This is a genomic window from Micromonospora sp. LA-10, from assembly GCF_051853095.1.
In the GTDB taxonomy this organism is placed as follows: Bacteria; Actinomycetota; Actinomycetes; order Mycobacteriales; family Micromonosporaceae; genus Micromonospora; species Micromonospora echinospora_A.
Window position 1 is genome coordinate 4,150,940 of sequence record NZ_CP195710.1, and the last position, 16,556, is coordinate 4,167,495.

The following is a 16,556-nucleotide window of genomic DNA, read 5'->3' on the forward strand; positions in this document are numbered from 1 at the left end:
ATGGCGACGACCAATCTGACCGACCGGGTACGCGACGAGATCGGCGGCGAGCTGCGCAACCTCGCCTCGGCGCTCGGCGAACGGGCCGTGCAGGCGATCAGCGACCGGGTCACCGACGCGACCGGACGACTCACCGAGTACGCGAAGCAGGGCGGCGATCCCGGCCTGGTCGCCGCCGCCACCGGCGCGCGGAAGCTCGCCGAGGGCAGCTCCCCGGTGAAGGCCATGTTCCATGCCGGCGTGGCCGGCGGTAAGGAGAAGCTGATGGCGGCGTTCGGCCGCAAGGGCGGCGGCGACGGCGGCCGGAAGCTCAAGGTCACCAACATCGTCGAGACCATCGAGGTCGGCGTGCCGGTCCGGGTCGCCTACAACCAGTGGACGACGTTCGGCGACTTCCCGAGCTTCATGAAGAAGGTCGAGCAGGCCGACTGCGACGACGACGAGAAGATGACCTGGAAGGCGCAGGTGCTCTGGTCGCACCGGACCTGGGAGTCGACGATCGTGCGGCAGATCCCGGACCGGCTCATCCACTGGCGGTCCACCGGCGAGAAGGGCTCGGTCGACGGCACCGTCAGCTTCCACGAGGTCGCCCCGGAGCTGACCCGGATCCTGGTCGTGCTGGAGTACCACCCGCAGGGCTTCTTCGAGCACACCGGCAACCTGTGGCGGGCCCAGGGCCGCCGGGTCCGGCTGGAGCTGAAGCACTTCGTCCGGCACGTGATGACCCGGACGGTGCTCGACCCGGACGCGGTCGAGGGCTGGCGCGGCGAGATCGAGGACTCCCAGGTCGTGAAGGACCACGAGACCGCGCTCCGGGAGGAGCGAGGAGAGGCCGGGCCGGCCGGCGACGAGTACGCCGCCTACGACGAGGGCAACGACTTCGACGACGACGAGTACGCCGGCGAGCCGGTCCTGACCGAGCCGGAACGCGCCCGCCGCCGGCCGGTACGCGAGCAGCGGGAGCCGCGCGCCGACCGCCGCAGCCGTGCCCCGGAGCGGCCACGCCGCCCGGCCGTCCGCCGCCGCGACCAGAGCTGACCGCTCAGGACCGGCCGGCGGCGTACGACTCCAGGTGCGCGAGCTGCACCGGGTCCAGCGACGGCCGGACCCGGTCACGGGCCGCCCCGACGTGCGCGGCCGTCACAGTGCTCGCGTTGAGCGACTCCCGCATGGCGGCGAGCGCCGCCTCCCGTACCAGCGCGGTGCAGTCGGCGGCGGAGAAGCCGTCCAGCTCGGCGCCGAGCGCGTCGAGGTCGACGTCCGGTGCGAGCGGTACGCCCCGGGCGGCGGCGCGGAGGATCTCCGCGCGGGCCGGGCCGTCCGGCGGCGGCACGTAGACCAGACGCTCCAGCCGGCCGGGCCGCAGCAGCGCCGGGTCGACCAGCTCCGGCCGGTTCGTCGCGCCGACCACCACCACGTTGCGCAGCGCCTCCACCCCGTCCAGTTCGGTGAGCAGCGCCGCCACCACCCGGTCGGTGGTGCCGCCGTCGCTGGCCTGCCCGCGTACCGGGGCCAGCGCGTCCACCTCGTCCAGGAACACCAGCGTGGGCGCGGCCTGGCGGGCCCGGCGGAACAGCTCCCGGACCGCCCGCTCGCTCTCACCCACCCACTTGGAGAGCAGCTCGGCGCCCTTCACCGACAGCACGTTCGCCCGCCCGGAGCCGGCCAGCGCGGTGACCAGATAGGTCTTGCCGCAGCCGGGCGGGCCGTAGAGCAGCACCCCGCGCGGCGGCGTCACACCCAGCCGGGCGAACGTGTCCGGGTAGGTGAGCGGCCAGAGCACCGACTCGGTGAGCGTCTGCTTGACCTCGTGCAGCCCGCCGACGTCGTCGAGCGTCACCGACGCCAGCTCCAGCGTGGACGCGGACATGGTGGTCGGCCGGACCACCTCCAGCGCCTCGGTGAAGTCCGTCATCGCCACCGTCGGCGTCTCCGCCGTCTTCTGCCGCAGCGCCGCGCGTACCCCGGCCTCGCGGACGAGCGCCGCCAGGTCCGCCGCGACGAACCCGGGGGTACGGCCGGCCACCTCGTCCAGCCGGACGTCATCGGCCAGCGGCACCTGCCGGGTGAGCACTGTCAGCTGTTCCCGGCGCAGCGCCGCGTCCGGCAGCGGCACGGTGATCCGCAGCGCCAGCAGATCCGGGCCGCGCAGTGCCGGATCCACCGCCTCCGGCCGCCCGCTGGTGCAGACCACCGCCACGCCGGCCAGCAGCGTCTCGGCGACCACCTGGCGGAACACGGTGGCCAGCGGACCCGGCTCGTCGGCCGGGGCGATCGCCTCCACGTCGGTGACCAGCAGCACGGCCGGTCCGCCGGCGCGTACCGCCGACGCCGCCTCGCGCAGTTTGCGGGCCGCGGCGTCGTTCGTGAGCGCGGCCAGCTCCGGCGCCCAGAGCGGGCGCAGACCCGCGCCGACCCGGGCGGCCACGGCGCGCACGAGCGCGGACTTGCCCGAGCCCGCCGGCCCTTCCACGAGTACGCCGAGCGAGACGGTGGTGCCGAGCCGGCCCAGCACCTCGCGGTGGTGGAAGCCCAGGTCCAGCAGCTCGGTCAGCTCCTCGGCCTGGGCACGCAGGCCGGGCAGCTCGTCGACGTCCGGGGCGTCCTCCGGGCCGAGCAGGCCCTCGGCCCGTTCCGTCCCGGCCGATGTGGCCGAGGGGGCGAAGGCGGGCGCGCCCGAGGTGGGTGACACCGGCCCGGAGCCCCGGGTGGCCGGGCCGTGCTCCCAGCCCACCACCGTGTCCATGGTGACGAGCGCGCCGGTCGCCGGCTCGGCGGACACGACGTTGAGCAGCGTGCTCGTCCAGGCGTACCCGACGGAACTGGCGAGACTGCGCCGCGCGGCCTCGATCAGGCCGCGCACGGCGGCGTCCGGAAGCACGTCCTGCGGCAGCAGCGAGACGTCGTCGCCGGCGGTGACGACCTTGCCCAGCAGCGCGAGCCGCAGCATCTCCGGCGGGACCGCGGCGACCACCGCGGCCGGGCCGGCCAGCGTGAGCCGGCGCGCCGGGGCGGCCGGCAGCGGGCTCACCGTCACCTGGCCGCCGGCCCGCAGCCCGAGGTTGCCGAGCAGCAGGTCGTCGGCGTGCAGCAGGACATCGCTGGTGTTCGGGTCGGCGGCGGCCGCGATGCCGGCTGTCGTCCGGCGGCCGGTCAGCCGCACCGGGTCGCCCGGGCGCAGCGCCAGCGCGGTGAGCACCTCGGGATGCAGGCGTACCACGCCGCGGCGGGCGTCGAGCGCGGCCGGCCGCAGCGTCGCGGTCAGGGTCAGGTCGGGTTCCGCCACCCGCCGACAGTAGCCGCCGTGACCACGCCGGTGCCGCCTCAGCCCGGGTCCGGGCCGTCCAGCAACGAGGGATCCCGCCGGATCATCTCCGCCAGCCGGGCCGCCGGGTCCGACTCCAGCGAGTCCTGGCCGGGGGCGGGCACCGTCTTCACCGACATGGGCCACGCCGGCGGGGGCGTCGGCGCCGTGGGCGGACCCACAGTGACCGCGGAGCCCGCCCAGGAGACCCGCAGCGGGTACGCCTGGTCGCCCAGCTCCACCCGGAGCGCGACGGCGACCCCGGGGTGGTCGGCCACAACCCGCCGGACCGCCTCGGCGACCTCCTCGACCGGGTCACGCCGCGCCGGCGCCGCGCCACCCCGCAGCCGGTACGCGCCGTGCCCCGCCCGCCCGTTGCCCGGCTCGGCCGGCAGCTCCTCCAGGGGCACGTCCTCGTCGGCCCTCCCGGCCGGCTCGCCGGGCGCCCGGCGGCGCATCGCCTCCTCGCGCCGCGCCATCCGGGCCAGTGTCTCGTCCAGATCACCTCTCATGGCGTCCACCCCTTCGCCAGACAACGGATCGAAACGACTGTCGGTGTTCAGCCCGCCCGTGGCTGCGGAGGCGGCCCGTCGCCGCGCCGGCCCGACCGGGTCGCCCGGTCCAGCGCCCGGTCCAGGACGACCAGCAGGGCGTCCCGCACCGAGAGCCGGTCCCGGGCGTCGAACTGCACGAGCGGCACGTGCTCCGCGATCGCCAGCGCCCACCGGATCGACGGCAGGTCGAGGGCCAGCCGCCCGTCGAAGGCGTTGACGCCGACGGCGAACGGCAGCCCGGAGCGCTCGAAGAAGTCGATGGCCGGGTAGCAGTCGTCGAGGCGGGCGCTGTCCACCACCACGAGCGCGCCGAGCGCCCCCCGGGCCAGGTCGTCCCACATGAAGCCGAACCGCGCCTGACCGGGCGTACCGAAGAGGTAGAGCTTGAGGCTGCGGTCGATGGTCACGCAGCCGAAGTCCATGGCGACGGTCGTGGTGGTCTTCCCGGCGACGCCGCCCGGATCGTCGATGCCGATTCCGACGGTGGTCATCTCGGCCTCGGTGGTCAGCGGCGCGATCTCCGAGATCGCCCCCACCGTGGTGGTCTTGCCGACCCCGAACCCGCCGGCGATCAGGATCTTGACCGGGATCGGCGGGCGGGGCGCCGGCACCCGGCTGACGATCGGCGCCGGTTCCTGCGGCGGCACCCCGGGCGGCAGGTACGGCAGCGGCGGGGTGGGCGGTGGCGGCGTGGCGCGGCCGATCAGCGGGGCCGGTCCGCCGTAGCGGCTCGGGGCGCTGTTCGCCGACGGCCCGCCCAGGGCCGCCGCCGGCCATTCAGGAGATCGCACGAAGTCCATCAATCACTCGCAGGATGATGTCGGGATCGAGGGCGTCGTCGCCGTCCGCGACGTGCACGTCGAGATGACCGGCGGCACGAAGGTCGCCGACGAGCACCCGGGTCACACCGAAGTGCATCCGGGTCCGGGCGGAGATCTCTGCCACCGAGACGGGTTCGGCGCAGATCGCGACTATCGCCGCCAGTTCCGGGGCGAGCCGGGCGGTCACCGCCCACGAGGTGCTGCCCGGACGAGCGGTGACCTGGGTCTCCAGACCGATCGCCGGGTCGCCGTCCACCCGTCCGGCGGTCAGCACGAACGGGCGCGGTCCGGTCGGCTCCCCGTCGCCCGCGTCCGGCTCCGGACTCGGAGCGGACGCGTGCAGGAAGGGGCGGATCCGGATGCCGGGTTCCGGCTCCGGGTCCGCGCCGGCCGCCCCCGGGATCATTGCTGGACGGCGTTCTTCAGCTCGGCGATCAGGCGGGGACTCAGGGCGCCGCCGGCCCGGCCGGCGAAGAGCGTCATCTCGTACGCCACGGTGCCCAGATTCGCCGTACGGTCGGCGACCACGCCGAGGACCGAGCCACTGCTGATCGCGCTGATCAGCAGGTATCCCTCGGCCATGTCGACGATCACCCGGTTGAGCGCGCCCAGCGCGTACCAGCTCGCGGCACCCCCGGCGAGGCTGGTCATGCCGGAGACCACGGCGGCGAGCCGTTCCGCGTTGGACCGGTCCTTGATGGCGGACATGGCCATCAGCAGTCCGTCCGAGGAGACCGCGATCGCCTCCATCACCCCGGCGGTGCTGGAGGTGAACGAGTCGAGCAGCCAGTTGAAGGTGCGCGCCTCGGGGCTGAGGTCGCCGGTGGCGCTCTGTTCGATGTTGTCGTGCAGGAACGGGCTGGTCACCGTGATGGGTCCTCTTCGTAATGGCGGTCTGGGCTGACTTCGCGCAGAGCACGGGCGACGCCCGCCTCGAACTCGTTGACGAGATTGCGGACCTCGACGGGGTCGCCGGGGTCGGAACTGGTCGGGGGCGTGGACTGGGTCGCGGTGGCGGCCAGGTTCGCGCCCGGCACCCGGCGGCTAAGCCGGGGCCGCTCCGCGCTGGGCGGGGCGACGGTGCTGTGACCCTCGGCCCGGCGTACGCCGTCCTGGAACGCCTCGACCAGGGCCCGGACGTGGGCCGGGTCGGCCGGGACGCCGATCAGCGGCCCGCCGGTCGCCGGGCCGGCCGGGGCGGCGGGCGCGGCGGCTGGGAGGTTCGCGCCGGGCACCCGCTGCCGGATCGGCGACCGGGCGCCGGGCCGTCCGGCGGGCGGGCCGACCGGCTCCGGTCCGGCCGGGACCGCCGGGCGGCCAGCGGCGGGCGGCGCCGTGCGGGCCGGTCCGGCCGGTGGGGCCGACGCCGGTCCGGCGGTCGGTACGGGCGCGGACCCGACGCTGGGCGTGCGTGCCGGCCGGGCGGCCGGTGGCGACGACGGCCCGACGGCCAGGCCGGCCCCGGCGGTCGGCGCGAGGGCCGGACCGGCGGGCGGGGTCAGGGCCGGGTCGGCCGGCGTGCGAGCCGGACCCGTCGGCGGCGTCAGGCCCGGACCGGGCGGCGTGAGGGTCGGGCCGGGCGGCGTGAGGGTCGGGCCGGTCGTCGGCCCGGCGGCCGGGGGAGCGACCGGGACCGAGCCGACGACCGGTGTCGGCGGGGAGGTACGGCCGGGGCGCGTCGCCGGTCCGGCCGGCAGGGTGGCGGGCGAACCCGCGGCCGGCGGCCAGGCGGGCGGCGCACCGGCGGTGGGGAAGCTCAGATCCTCGGCCGGCTCCGCAGCGCCGTCCCGGTTGCCGAAGGCGTTCCACGGGTTGCCGCTGGACATGCTCCGGGTGGCCCGGCTCAGCAGCTCCGCGTCGAAGCCGGTGGCCGGTTCGACGGTCCCCGGACCGCGCTCGTGCCCACCGGGCGGTACGGCGGCCCGCGCGGCGGTGGCGAAGACCGGCTCGGCGCGGCGGACCACGAGCGAGGCGGCCGGGACCTCCAGGGTGGCGGTGACGCCGCCGCCGACGGTCGGGGTCAGCCGGACGTGCCAGCCGTGCCGCCGGGCCAGCCGGCCGACGACGAAGAGGCCGAGCACCTCGGTCGGGGCGAGGTCGAGCCGTTCCCGGCGGGTGAACCGGGCGTTCTCCTCGGTCATCCGCTCCTCGGTCAGGCCGATGCCGTGGTCGACCACGACGAGCCGGGCGCCGCCGTCGGTCAGCTCGCCGGTCACCACCACGCGGGTGTGCGGCGCCGAGAAGGAGGTGGCGTTCTCCATCAGCTCGGCCAGCGTCAGCACCAGGTCGCCGACGATCGCGGGCGCCGCCGCGACACCGGGCGGCACCTCCACGTCGACGCGGGTGTAGTCCTCGATCTCGCCGAGCGCGAGCCGGACCACGTCGGCCAGCGGGACCGGCGCCACGTGGCCGTCCGAGCCGGTGGCGCCGGAGAGCACCACCAGGCTGCCCGCGTTACGGCGCAGACGGCTGGAGATGTGGTCCAGCCGGTACAGGTGCTCCAGCCGGCCCGGGTCCGTCTCCTGCCGCTCCAGCCGGTCGATGAGCGCGATCTGACGGCCGACCAGGTTCTGCGTACGCCGCCCGACGTGGCCGAACATCTGCGCCACGTTGCGGCGCCCGGCCACCTGCCGCTCGACCAGACGGGCGGCGGTGCGCTGCACCCGGTCGAACGCGCGGGCCAGCTCGCCGATCTCGTCCCGGGCGCTGACCTCCACCGGGTCGAGGCGTACCGGGGGCACGCTCTCGGACTCGTCGTCGGCGACCCGGGTCAGTTCCGCCTCGGCGACCCGGGCGACGCGCTCGGCGGAGCGGGTGAGCCGGCTCAGCGGGCGGGCGACGGTACGGGCCACAGTCATGCTCAGCAGCACCACGACCAGCAGGATGATGCCGGCTGCCGCGGTGACCAGCCAGGCCGCGGTCAGGGCCTCCCGTTCCCGGGCGCGGGTCTCCGCGATGACGTCCGCGACGACCTTCTTCTCCACGAACTGGCCCAGCGTGATCATGGACCGGGACGCGGGGAAGAGCACGTCCAGCGAGACCGGCGCGATCGCCGCGTCGGGGTCGCGGAGGCTGTCCACCAGGAACGTCGGGCTGGTCCGGGCGGCCACCGCCGCGTCGTCCAGCTCGGCCACCTTGAGCTGCTCCGGCGTGATCAGCCGGCGGAAGCGCCGGTTGTCGACGTTGAGCGCCGCCATGCACGCCACGAACGACCGCGACATCCGCGGGTCGCCAGTCGCCTTGACCAGCACGATCTGGGTGGTGCAGGAGCTGAGTGCCTCGTCGACGCGCAGCAGCGCGTCCAGGGCGAGCACCTGCCGGCCGGCCGCGGTGTCGGTGTCCACCTGGTACGGCAGCCGCAGCGCGTCGATCAGGGCGGTGTCGACCTCGGCGAACGCGGTCAGGATCTGGTCCGGCTTGGCCCGGCCCGCGAGCGTCGCGGTGCGGACGTCGTCCAGCTTGCGTACCCCGTCGAGGCTCTCGCGGACCGGCGCGGGCAGCGTCTCGGCGCGCAGGTCGGCGACCCGGTCGTCGACGGTGGCCGACTTCTGGATCAGCTCGGTGCGGGCCACCCGCCCGAGCAGCAGCCCGATCGAGAGCAGGCGTTCCTGCTGGAGATCCTGGACCAGGCTGCCGACCCGGCTGGCGATGCGGACCGTCTCGGCGGTGTCGGCGGCCCGCTGGGCGGCGGCGACCCGGTCGATGACGACCGGAACGGCCAGCCCGACCATGCTGAGCAGCGGGATGATCACCAGCAGGGCGAGCTTGCCCCGGATCCGTAACCTAGCGAGCAGCATCGAACGGCCTCCACCGGTCGGCGTCGCCGCCCCGGCCGACGGCGACCGGCTGGCGGTCACCCTCGGACGCGGCGATCGGCGGGTCCTCGTGTACCGCCGGTGGCGGTCCTGCCTCGGTCGGCGTCCGGCGCGCGGGAGGGGGGCCGGACGACCGCTCCCGTCGCGCCGCGGCGAGGTGCAGCGCGGCGAGCCCGGCGAGCAGCGCGACTGCCGTGCCGGCGGCGATCCGGCCCAGCAGCCGGTCTCGGTCGATCGCGTCCAGCCGTTCCTTCAGCAGCGTGTCGAGCTGGTCGAGGATGACCGTCCGGAGCTGCTTGGCGGCGTTCTGCGCGGTGATCCCGGCCTGGGTGAGCTGGTCGGTGCCCGGCGCGGACCGGCCGCCGCCGGGTGCCGAGTAGGCCGAGAACGTCTCCAGCGAGCGCTGGTAGGTGTCCAGCGGGGTGAGCACGTTGGCGCCCAGGTCGGTGCTCTCCGAGCTGTCGACCGCCGAGCGCAGGTCGGCGACGAGGTCGGTGGCCGGGCCGAGCGCGGCGACGCGCAGCTCGGCCAGTTCCGCGCCGGTCCGCGCGCGCTCGGCGGCGGGACGCTTGGCGGCCAGCCGGGCCAGGTCGACGAGCCGCCCGGCCAGCACCGTCGCGGTGGGCAGGTCACCGCCGATGCCGTCCTGGAGGAAGAACGAGTCGGAGCGCGGGTCGCGGATCAGCCCGGAGCTCTCCCGCACCTTGCGGTAGAGGGCCAGCAGCAGGTCGGACGCCTCGCCGTAGGCCCGGAAGGCGGCCTCGGGGTCGCCGAGCCCGCGGTCCGGCAGCGCCTCCAGCTTCGCCCGCAGCCCGGCCCAGCGCTCGTGGGTGCGCAACTCGTCGCCGACGGCGTTGTCCACCTCGGCGACGCCCTCGATCGCGGCGGTGAGCGCGGTCCGGGAGACGGCCCCCTCGGCCACAGCGATCGCCTGCGCCTCCACCAGCGCGTCGGTGATCGGGCCGAGGGCACGCAGGTAGCGGACGCCGAGCCGTTCCCGGCTCGCCAGCTCGTGGTCGTCGGCGGCGCTGTTCTCGGCCTGGGCGAAGATGAACCCGAGCGGTACGAGCAGCGCCAGCACCAGCAGCAGGGGAAGCGTACGGCCCGGTACGGCGGGCCGCCGACGGACCCGCGGCGCGGGGACTGTCATGGTGTGTCTCCTCCGGCGACGGCGGGGCGGTCGGTGCCCCGGGAGGTCGCCGTACGCAGTCCCGTGCACCGGACCGGAAAAGTAGCCGAACCGGACGTCGGTGCAACCTCGGTCAATGAGTCGGCTTCACGTCAGTCCATTCTGGGCGACGCTGAGTGAGCCTCGGCGTCACTCTGCGTCCGATCATGTTGCCGAGAAGTGACATCGACGGTGGTTTGCGCGTGTAGATGTGAATTCACATGATCCGAACATGCGCCGCTGGGATGCTCTGGACCTTTGGCGGACGACGGTATGCGGGCGACGAACGGTGCAACCGGACAGACGTACGGCGGATCTCAGCGAATGCACAGCGATCGGCCCGTACCGTGTGCCGCATGAGATCACCAGTCGCGCGGATCCGGCGCGCCCTGGCCGGACGCCCACGCCGGATCGTCGCCGTCGTGGCGGTGATCGTCCTCGTCGCCGCCGGGCTCGTCTGGGTGGCCCGGCCGCAGAGCCCGGACTTCCGCACCGAGGCGGCGCTGGTGACGGTCCGCTCCGGGCCCTCCGGCGCCGAGCCGGTCGACCTGGACACCACGCTCTACCTGCCGGACCGCGCGTCGGCGGCGAACCGCGTACCGGCGGTGCTGCTGGCGCACGGCTTCGGCGGCACCAAGGACTCGGTCCGTTCCGACGCCGAGGACCTGGCCGCCCGGGGGTACGCGGTGCTCACCTGGACCGCCCGCGGCTTCGGGCGCAGCGGCGGCCAGATCCACCTGGACAGCCCCGACTACGAGGTGCGGGACGCGCAGCGCCTGCTCGACCGGCTGGCGGAGCGTCCGGACATCCGCCTCGACGCGGCCGGCGACCCCCGGGTCGGTGTGGTCGGCGGCTCGTACGGCGGCGGCCTGGCCCTGCTGCTGGCCGCGCAGGACCAGCGGGTCGACGCGATCGTCCCGATGATCACCTGGAACGACCTGTCCCGGGCGTTCCTGCCGGAGAGCACCGGCGGGCAGCCTGCCGACGGTGTGTTCAAGAAGGGCTGGGCCGGCATCTTCTTCGGCGGCGGCGGGAACACCGGCTCCGGGCCGGCCGGGCTCTCCGGGGCTACCGCCGCCGCGCCGGAGGGCGCGCCCGAGTCCGCCGGCCCGCCGAGCCCGCAGCCGGGCGGTGGACCGGGCACCGGTCCCGGTCGCGTCCCGGCCGGCGCCGCAGACCCGTCCTGCGGCCGCTTCGCCGCCGACGTCTGCGCCGCGTACCTGCGCATCGCCACCACCGGCCGGGCCGACGCGGCGGCGGTCGAGCTGCTGCGCCGGTCGTCGCCGGCCGGCGTGCTGGACCGGATCAAGTCGCCGACGCTGCTGGTGCAGGGCGAGGCGGACACGCTCTTCCCGCTGGCCGAGGCGGACGCCAACGCCCGGGGCATCGCCGCCGCCGGTACGCCGGTGCGGGTCGCCTGGTTCACCGGCGGCCACGACGGCGGCTCCGGACCCACCTCCGATTCCGACCGGGTGAAGTTCCTGACCGCGCAGTGGCTCGACCACTACGTCAAGGGCGACGGAGCTGCCCCCGGCGACACGTTCACGTTCTCCCGGATCGCCGGGTTCGACGCGCTCGACCGGGGTCTGGTGGCCACCGGCTTCCGTACCGCCGACTATCCGGGGCTGACCGGGCAGGACCGCCGCGAGGTGACGCTCGCCGGCCCGCCCCAGCCGGTCGCCGTACCGCCGAACGGCAACCCGGCGGCGATCTCCTCGGTGCCGTTCGCGGGCGCGCTCGGCTCGCTGCTGGACGGCGTGGCGGGGGACATCCCCGGCCAGCACGCCCGCTTCGAGTCGGCGCCGCTGGACGACGCGGTCGACGTGGTGGGCGCGCCCACGGTGCGGATCAGGGCCGCCTCCCCGACCGGCGAGGCGGTGCTCTTCGTGAAGCTCTACGACGTCGACCCGCAGGGCGCTGCGACGCTGCCGTCGGGCCTGGTGGCGCCGGTGCGCCTGACCGGCCTGCCGGCCACCGTCGACGCGGCCACGCCGGTCACCGTCACGCTGCCGGGGATCGTCCGGCGGGTCGAGGCCGGGCACCGGCTGCGGCTCGTGGTGGCGACGTCGGACCAGGCGTACGCCTCGCCGGCCGAGCCGGCCGTGCACACGGTGGCGCTGGCCGACGGGCCGCTGACGCTGCCCACCGTCGACGCCACGCCCATCCCCACCACGGCGGCGGTGTGGCGCTGGGCGCTTGCCGGTCTGCTCGCCGCGATCGTGCTCGGGCTCGTCGTGGTCGTGCTGCTCACCCGCCGCCGGCACCGTCGCCAGGACAGCTCGGTGCACCCGGAGTACGCGGGCGTCCCGCTCGCCGTGCGCAACCTGCGCAAGGAGTACGCGGACGGTTTCGTCGCGGTCTCCGACGTCGACTTCGAGGTGCACCCCGGCCAGGTGGTCGGCCTGCTCGGGCCCAACGGCGCGGGCAAGACCACGACGCTGCGGGTGCTGATGGGGCTGACCCAGCCCACCGCCGGGGAGATCTACGTCTTCGGTCACCGGCTGGTGCCCGGCTCGCCGGTGCTCTCCCGGATCGGCGCGCTGGTCGAGGGGCCGGGCTTCCTGCCCCACCTGTCCGGCCTGGACAACCTCAAGGCGTACTGGCGGGCGACCGGCCGGCCGTGGGAGGACGCGCACTTCGACCAGGCGCTGGAGATCGCCGGCCTGGGTGACTCGGTGCACCGGCGGACGAAGAAGTACAGCCACGGCATGCGGCAGCGGCTGGCCATCGCCCAGGCCATGCTCGGCCTGCCCGAGCTGCTGGTGCTGGACGAGCCGACGGACGGGCTGGACCCGCCGCAGATCGCCGAGATGCGCCGGGTGCTCCAGCGCTACGCCACCGACGGCCGGGCGGTGCTGGTCTCCAGCCACCTGCTGGCCGAGGTGGAGCAGACCTGCACGCACGCGGTGGTGGTCAACAAGGGGCGGATCGTGGCGTCCGGTCCGGTGGAGGAGATCGTCGGCGAGTCGCCGAGCGTGCTGTTCGACGTGAGCGACCCGGACGCGGCGCGTACGGTGCTCGACCGGCTCGGCGGCGTACGGGTGCTGCCCGACGGCGACGGCGGGCTCGTGGTCGACACCAACGGCACCGCCCGCAGCGAGGTGGTGGCCGAGCTGGTCCGGGCCGGTATCGGAGTGGACCGGGTGGTGCCCCGGCGCCGCCTGGAGGACGCGTTCCTCGCCCTGGTCGGCGAGAACTCTCGGGGAAGCGGGGACCGGTGATGGCGGGTTCGTCTGTGGCATCGTCGCCTGGTGGCGGCACGTCCGGGCCCGGCGCTGGCGGTGCGGCCACCGGTTACCGGCCCTCGGCGACGCTTCCGTTCGCCGCGGAGTTCCGGCGGCAGGCGTCGCGCCGGCGTACCCAGCTCGCGCTGGGGTTCATGGTGCTGCTGCCGCTGATCATCCTGGTGGCGTTCCAGTTCGACTCCGGGGACGACGACCGCGGCGGGCGGGGCGAGTTCTCCAGCCTGGCCGACCTGGCCACCTCGGGCGGGCTCAACTTCACCCTGTTCTCGATCCTGGTCTCCGCGTCGTTCCTGCTGGTCGTGGTGGTGGCGTTGTTCTGCGGCGACACGGTGGCCAGCGAGGCGAGCTGGGGCAGCCTGCGCTACCTGCTGGCCGTGCCGGTGCCCCGGGCCCGGCTGCTCGCGGTGAAGCTGGTCGTCGCGCTCGCGTACTCCGGGCTGGCACTGCTGTTGCTCGCCGGCACCGCGCTGCTGGCCGGCACGCTGCGGTACGGCTGGAAGCCGCTGAGCAGCCAGGTCTCGGCCGAGCTGGCCCCGGCCGACGGGTTGCTGCGGCTGCTCGGGGTGCTCGGCTATCTGGCGGTCGTGCTGCTGGTGGTGGCCGGGCTGGCGTTCCTGCTGTCGGTGACCACCGATGCCGCGCTGGGCGCGGTCGGCGGTGCGGTGCTGCTGTGGATCCTGTCCAGCATCCTGGACCAGATCACCGCGCTGGGCGGGCTGCGCAACCTGCTGCCGACCCACTACAGCAGCGCCTGGCTGGGCTTGCTGTCCTCGCCGATGCAGACCGACGACGTCGTCAAGGGCGCGTTCTCGGCAATCGTCTACGCCACGTTGTTCTGGAGCCTGGCCTTCTGGCGCTTCACCCGCAAGGACATCACCAGCTGAGGTGAGCGGCGGGGTATCCGCATTGGCGTGTCCGCCCATATCATGGGAGCGTTCCCAAGCAATTGTCCCGCCTGCAAAGATATCGATTAACATCGATACGTGTGATCGCCATCCTGGAGCCGTCAAACACCGCCCCAGGAGGTCACACATGATTCCGACCCAGCTCAGCGGCCCTGTCCTGTCCCTGTACCGCGTGGTTGTGGGGTTGCTGTTCCTATGCCACGGCGTGGCGTCGATATTCGGCGTCTTCGGCGGCAACCGGGGCTCCGGCGAGCCCATCCCGTTCGCCACCTGGCCCGGCTGGTGGGCGGCGCTGATCCAGCTCGTCTGCGGCGTGCTCGTGCTCGTCGGCCTGCTCACCCGTCCGGCCGCGCTGCTCGCCTCCGGCTCGATGGCGTACGCGTACTTCGTGGTGCACCAGCCGCAGAACCTGCTGCCGCTGGAGAACGGCGGCGAAATGGCGGCGCTCTTCTGCTGGTCGTTCCTGCTGGTCGCCGTGCTCGGCCCGGGAAGCTGGGCGCTGGACGCGCTGCTCGCCCGTCGCCGCGCCGCCCCGGCCGAGCCCGCCCCCGCGTCGCCCGCCTCGGTTCCGGCCTGAGCCACGCGGCGAGGTCGTGGTACGGGCACGGCCCGCGGAGGCCGTCCCGTGCCGCGATCGGCCTCAGAGCGGGTTGACCGGCGAGGTCGAGGGGGCCGGTGGATCGGACCGCGGGGGCACCTGCGTCGCCGGGGCGCCGTCGCGGCGCTTCCAGGCGCTGACGCCGAGCCGGCCGGTGTTCCCGAGGTCGATCGGCCCGTCCAGCGCGACCGGGTACGCCGGCCGGCCGGTCGACGGGGCGACGTCGAGTTCCGTGCCCGCGGTGGCCACCACAGTCGCGTCGGTGACGAGGTTGCGCCAGATCAGCGCCGCGCCGGCCCGTTCGCCGGGCGCCAGCACGATCCGGGTGGGCGGGTCGTCGAAGCCGGAGGTGATCGGCGCGGCGCCCGGGATGATCCGCACCGGGATCGTGTCCCCGTCGGCGTCCCGGAGCACGACCGCCGGATAGCCGCGCAGCTCGTACGGGCGGTCGCCGCAGTTGACCAGGTCCAGGCCCATCGCGCGCAGCCCCATCGCCGCGCTCACCCCGAGCCCGGTGATCCGGATGCCCTCCGGGGAGCAGGCGACGGTGGCGGGCGGCGCCGACGGCAGTCCGTCGACCGGGGCCGGCAGCGGCCGATCGGCCGGTGCCGTGGTGCAGCCGGCGAGCAGTGTCGCGCCGGTGAGGAGCCCGATCCGGGCCGCCGCCTTCCGCATCAGGCGATCATGTCACCCGGCCGAGGGCCGGTGGGGGCGCTGATCATTCCGGCCGGGCGGGCGCGGTGAGGACGGCGTCGAGCAGGCCCGGGTAGAGGCGGTCCACCTCGTCGCGGCGCAGTCGCACGTACCGGGTGGTGCCGGCGATGCGGGTACGGGTCAGGCCCGCCTCGCGCAGCACCTTGAGGTGGTGGCTGCGGGTGGCCTTGGAGACGCCGAACTCGAACGAGCCGCAGGCGTGCTCCCCGCCGGGGGCGAGCGCGCGCACGATCTGCAGCCGGACGTCGTCGGCCAGCGCCGCCAGCACGGCGGTGACCGGGACCTCGCGCAGCTCGGGTTCGTGCAGCTCCATGTGACTACGATAACCCATGTTCGACAATCGTCGAACAAGCTCCTAGAGTCGTGCCGTTGGTTCGATGGTACTCGAACATAGGAGCTGGGATGCGTTTCCGTTCCGCCGCCTTCCCGATCTTCGCGGTGCTCAGCTGGGGCGTCATGTTCCCCGTGCTGGCGAGCGCGCTGACCCGGGTGGACGCCCTCAACCTGACCACCGCCCGGTACGTCCTCGCCACCGCCGTCCTGGTCGCCCTGCTGCTGGCCCGCGAGGGGGTGGCCGCGCTCGCCACCGGCGGGCGCGCGGTCGAGGTGTGGCTGCTCGGCGCCCTCGGCTTCGCCGGCTTCAACGCGCTGACCAACCTCGCCCTCGGCCACGCCACCCCGCAGCAGATCGCGCTGTTCGGCGCCACGGTGCCGCTGATCACCCAGCTGGTCCGCTGGGCGCGCGACGGCGTACGGCCCCGCCCGGCGCTGCTCGGTCTGGCCCTGGTCGCCCTGGTCGGTGTCGGTCTGGTGATCACCCGCGGCCGGCTGGACGGGCTCGGGCAGTTCGGCGTCGGCGGGCTGCTCATGCTGGGCGCGGTGATCGGCTGGGCCTTCTACACGCACGGCGCGAGCCGGTTCCCCGAGTGGTCCGCGCTGCGCTACACCACACTGACCGCCGTCGCGGGCATGCTCGCCATGCTCGCCGCCAGCGCCGTCGCCGACCTCACCGGGCTCCAGCACGCGCCGGCCGCCGCCGACCTCGTCGCCGTCGCCCCTCAACTGACCTACGCGGTGCTGATCGCCGCCGTTCTCGCGGTGCTGGCCTGGAACACCGGCGTACGGCGGCTCGGCCCGGCCGACGCCGCGCTGTTCATGAACCTGGTGCCGGTGGTCACGTTCGCGGTGCAGATCCTGCGCGGGTACCGGCCGGTGCCGGTCGAGCTGGCGGGGGCCGGGCTGACCATCGCCGCCCTGGTGGCCGCGAACCTCGTCACCCGTACCCGGTCGGCAGCGGTGACCACGACGGCGCCGGCGCCGCTCGCGGTGGTGGACCGGCCCGCTGTGGTGGAGCCGGCCGCGGTGGTCGGACGTTGAGCCGGCCCACAGCGTGGGATCCCGAGGTGGCGCGCTCCTGAGCAGCGCATAGACT

General features: G+C 74.8%; 14 protein-coding genes. 5 read left to right on the forward strand and 9 right to left on the reverse strand.

The genetic code is table 11. The features are described from left to right. A complete protein-coding gene (locus ACSDG8_RS19625) occupies positions 1 to 1,038 on the forward strand; it encodes an SRPBCC family protein (RefSeq protein WP_439427143.1) in 1,038 nt (345 codons plus the stop codon). 4 nt (positions 1,039 to 1,042) lie between these two features. Here the strand turns inward: ACSDG8_RS19625 and ACSDG8_RS19630 are convergent, their stop codons facing one another. The 7 genes from ACSDG8_RS19630 to ACSDG8_RS19660 are packed head-to-tail and all read right to left on the reverse strand — an operon-like array spanning position 1,043 to position 9,644. Next, the gene (locus tag ACSDG8_RS19630; RefSeq protein WP_210894022.1) at positions 1,043 to 3,286 is read right to left on the reverse strand and encodes an AAA family ATPase; all 2,244 of its coding nucleotides are present in this window, start codon (positions 3,284 to 3,286) and stop codon (positions 1,043 to 1,045) included. A gap of 38 nt (positions 3,287 to 3,324) precedes the next feature. After that, positions 3,325 to 3,816, reverse strand: a complete 492-nt coding sequence (locus tag ACSDG8_RS19635; protein WP_210894020.1) for a hypothetical protein — start codon at positions 3,814 to 3,816, stop codon at positions 3,325 to 3,327. Positions 3,817 to 3,863: 47 nt separating this feature from the next. Continuing rightward, on the reverse strand, positions 3,864 to 4,658 hold the full coding sequence (locus ACSDG8_RS19640; protein ID WP_210894017.1) for a GTP-binding protein: 795 nt from the start codon (positions 4,656 to 4,658) through the stop codon (positions 3,864 to 3,866). Next, complete coding sequence (locus ACSDG8_RS19645; protein WP_210894014.1) at positions 4,636 to 5,085, reverse strand: DUF742 domain-containing protein; 450 nt, start codon at positions 5,083 to 5,085, stop codon at positions 4,636 to 4,638. Before ACSDG8_RS19645 ends, ACSDG8_RS19640 begins: the two co-directional genes overlap by 23 nt. Further along, on the reverse strand, positions 5,082 to 5,546 hold the full coding sequence (locus ACSDG8_RS19650) for a roadblock/LC7 domain-containing protein (RefSeq protein ID WP_073829144.1): 465 nt from the start codon (positions 5,544 to 5,546) through the stop codon (positions 5,082 to 5,084). Before ACSDG8_RS19650 ends, ACSDG8_RS19645 begins: the two co-directional genes overlap by 4 nt. After that, a complete protein-coding gene (locus ACSDG8_RS19655; RefSeq protein ID WP_439427144.1) occupies positions 5,543 to 8,476 on the reverse strand; it encodes a nitrate- and nitrite sensing domain-containing protein in 2,934 nt (977 codons plus the stop codon). Before ACSDG8_RS19655 ends, ACSDG8_RS19650 begins: the two co-directional genes overlap by 4 nt. Continuing rightward, on the reverse strand, positions 8,463 to 9,644 hold the full coding sequence (locus ACSDG8_RS19660) for a hypothetical protein (RefSeq protein WP_210894010.1): 1,182 nt from the start codon (positions 9,642 to 9,644) through the stop codon (positions 8,463 to 8,465). The genes ACSDG8_RS19655 and ACSDG8_RS19660 overlap by 14 nt, the downstream gene beginning before the upstream one ends. Positions 9,645 to 10,018: 374 nt before the next feature. Between ACSDG8_RS19660 and ACSDG8_RS19665 the strand changes: the two genes are divergently transcribed. The 3 genes from ACSDG8_RS19665 (at position 10,019) to ACSDG8_RS19675 (ending at position 14,389) form a co-directional block, all read left to right on the forward strand. Next, a complete protein-coding gene (locus ACSDG8_RS19665) occupies positions 10,019 to 12,883 on the forward strand; it encodes an alpha/beta fold hydrolase (RefSeq protein ID WP_210894008.1) in 2,865 nt (954 codons plus the stop codon). Next, the gene (locus tag ACSDG8_RS19670; RefSeq protein WP_210894006.1) at positions 12,883 to 13,791 is read left to right on the forward strand and encodes an ABC transporter permease; all 909 of its coding nucleotides are present in this window, start codon (positions 12,883 to 12,885) and stop codon (positions 13,789 to 13,791) included. Before ACSDG8_RS19665 ends, ACSDG8_RS19670 begins: the two co-directional genes overlap by 1 nt. A gap of 148 nt (positions 13,792 to 13,939) precedes the next feature. Beyond that, positions 13,940 to 14,389 (forward strand): DoxX family protein, encoded by a 450-nt coding sequence (locus tag ACSDG8_RS19675; protein ID WP_210894004.1) that lies wholly within the window; start codon positions 13,940 to 13,942, stop codon positions 14,387 to 14,389. Between the two features lie 63 nt (positions 14,390 to 14,452). Here ACSDG8_RS19675 and ACSDG8_RS19680 read toward each other — a convergent pair whose 3' ends face one another. After that, on the reverse strand, positions 14,453 to 15,085 hold the full coding sequence (locus ACSDG8_RS19680) for a DUF4232 domain-containing protein (protein ID WP_210894002.1): 633 nt from the start codon (positions 15,083 to 15,085) through the stop codon (positions 14,453 to 14,455). Between the two features lie 43 nt (positions 15,086 to 15,128). After that, positions 15,129 to 15,437, reverse strand: a complete 309-nt coding sequence (locus ACSDG8_RS19685; protein WP_210894000.1) for an ArsR/SmtB family transcription factor — start codon at positions 15,435 to 15,437, stop codon at positions 15,129 to 15,131. Between the two features lie 89 nt (positions 15,438 to 15,526). Between ACSDG8_RS19685 and ACSDG8_RS19690 the strand changes: the two genes are divergently transcribed. Then, positions 15,527 to 16,501 carry a DMT family transporter gene (locus tag ACSDG8_RS19690; RefSeq protein ID WP_210893998.1) on the forward strand — a complete coding sequence of 325 codons (975 nt, stop codon included), beginning with the start codon at positions 15,527 to 15,529 and terminating at the stop codon, positions 16,499 to 16,501. Positions 16,502 to 16,556 lie beyond the last annotated feature (55 nt).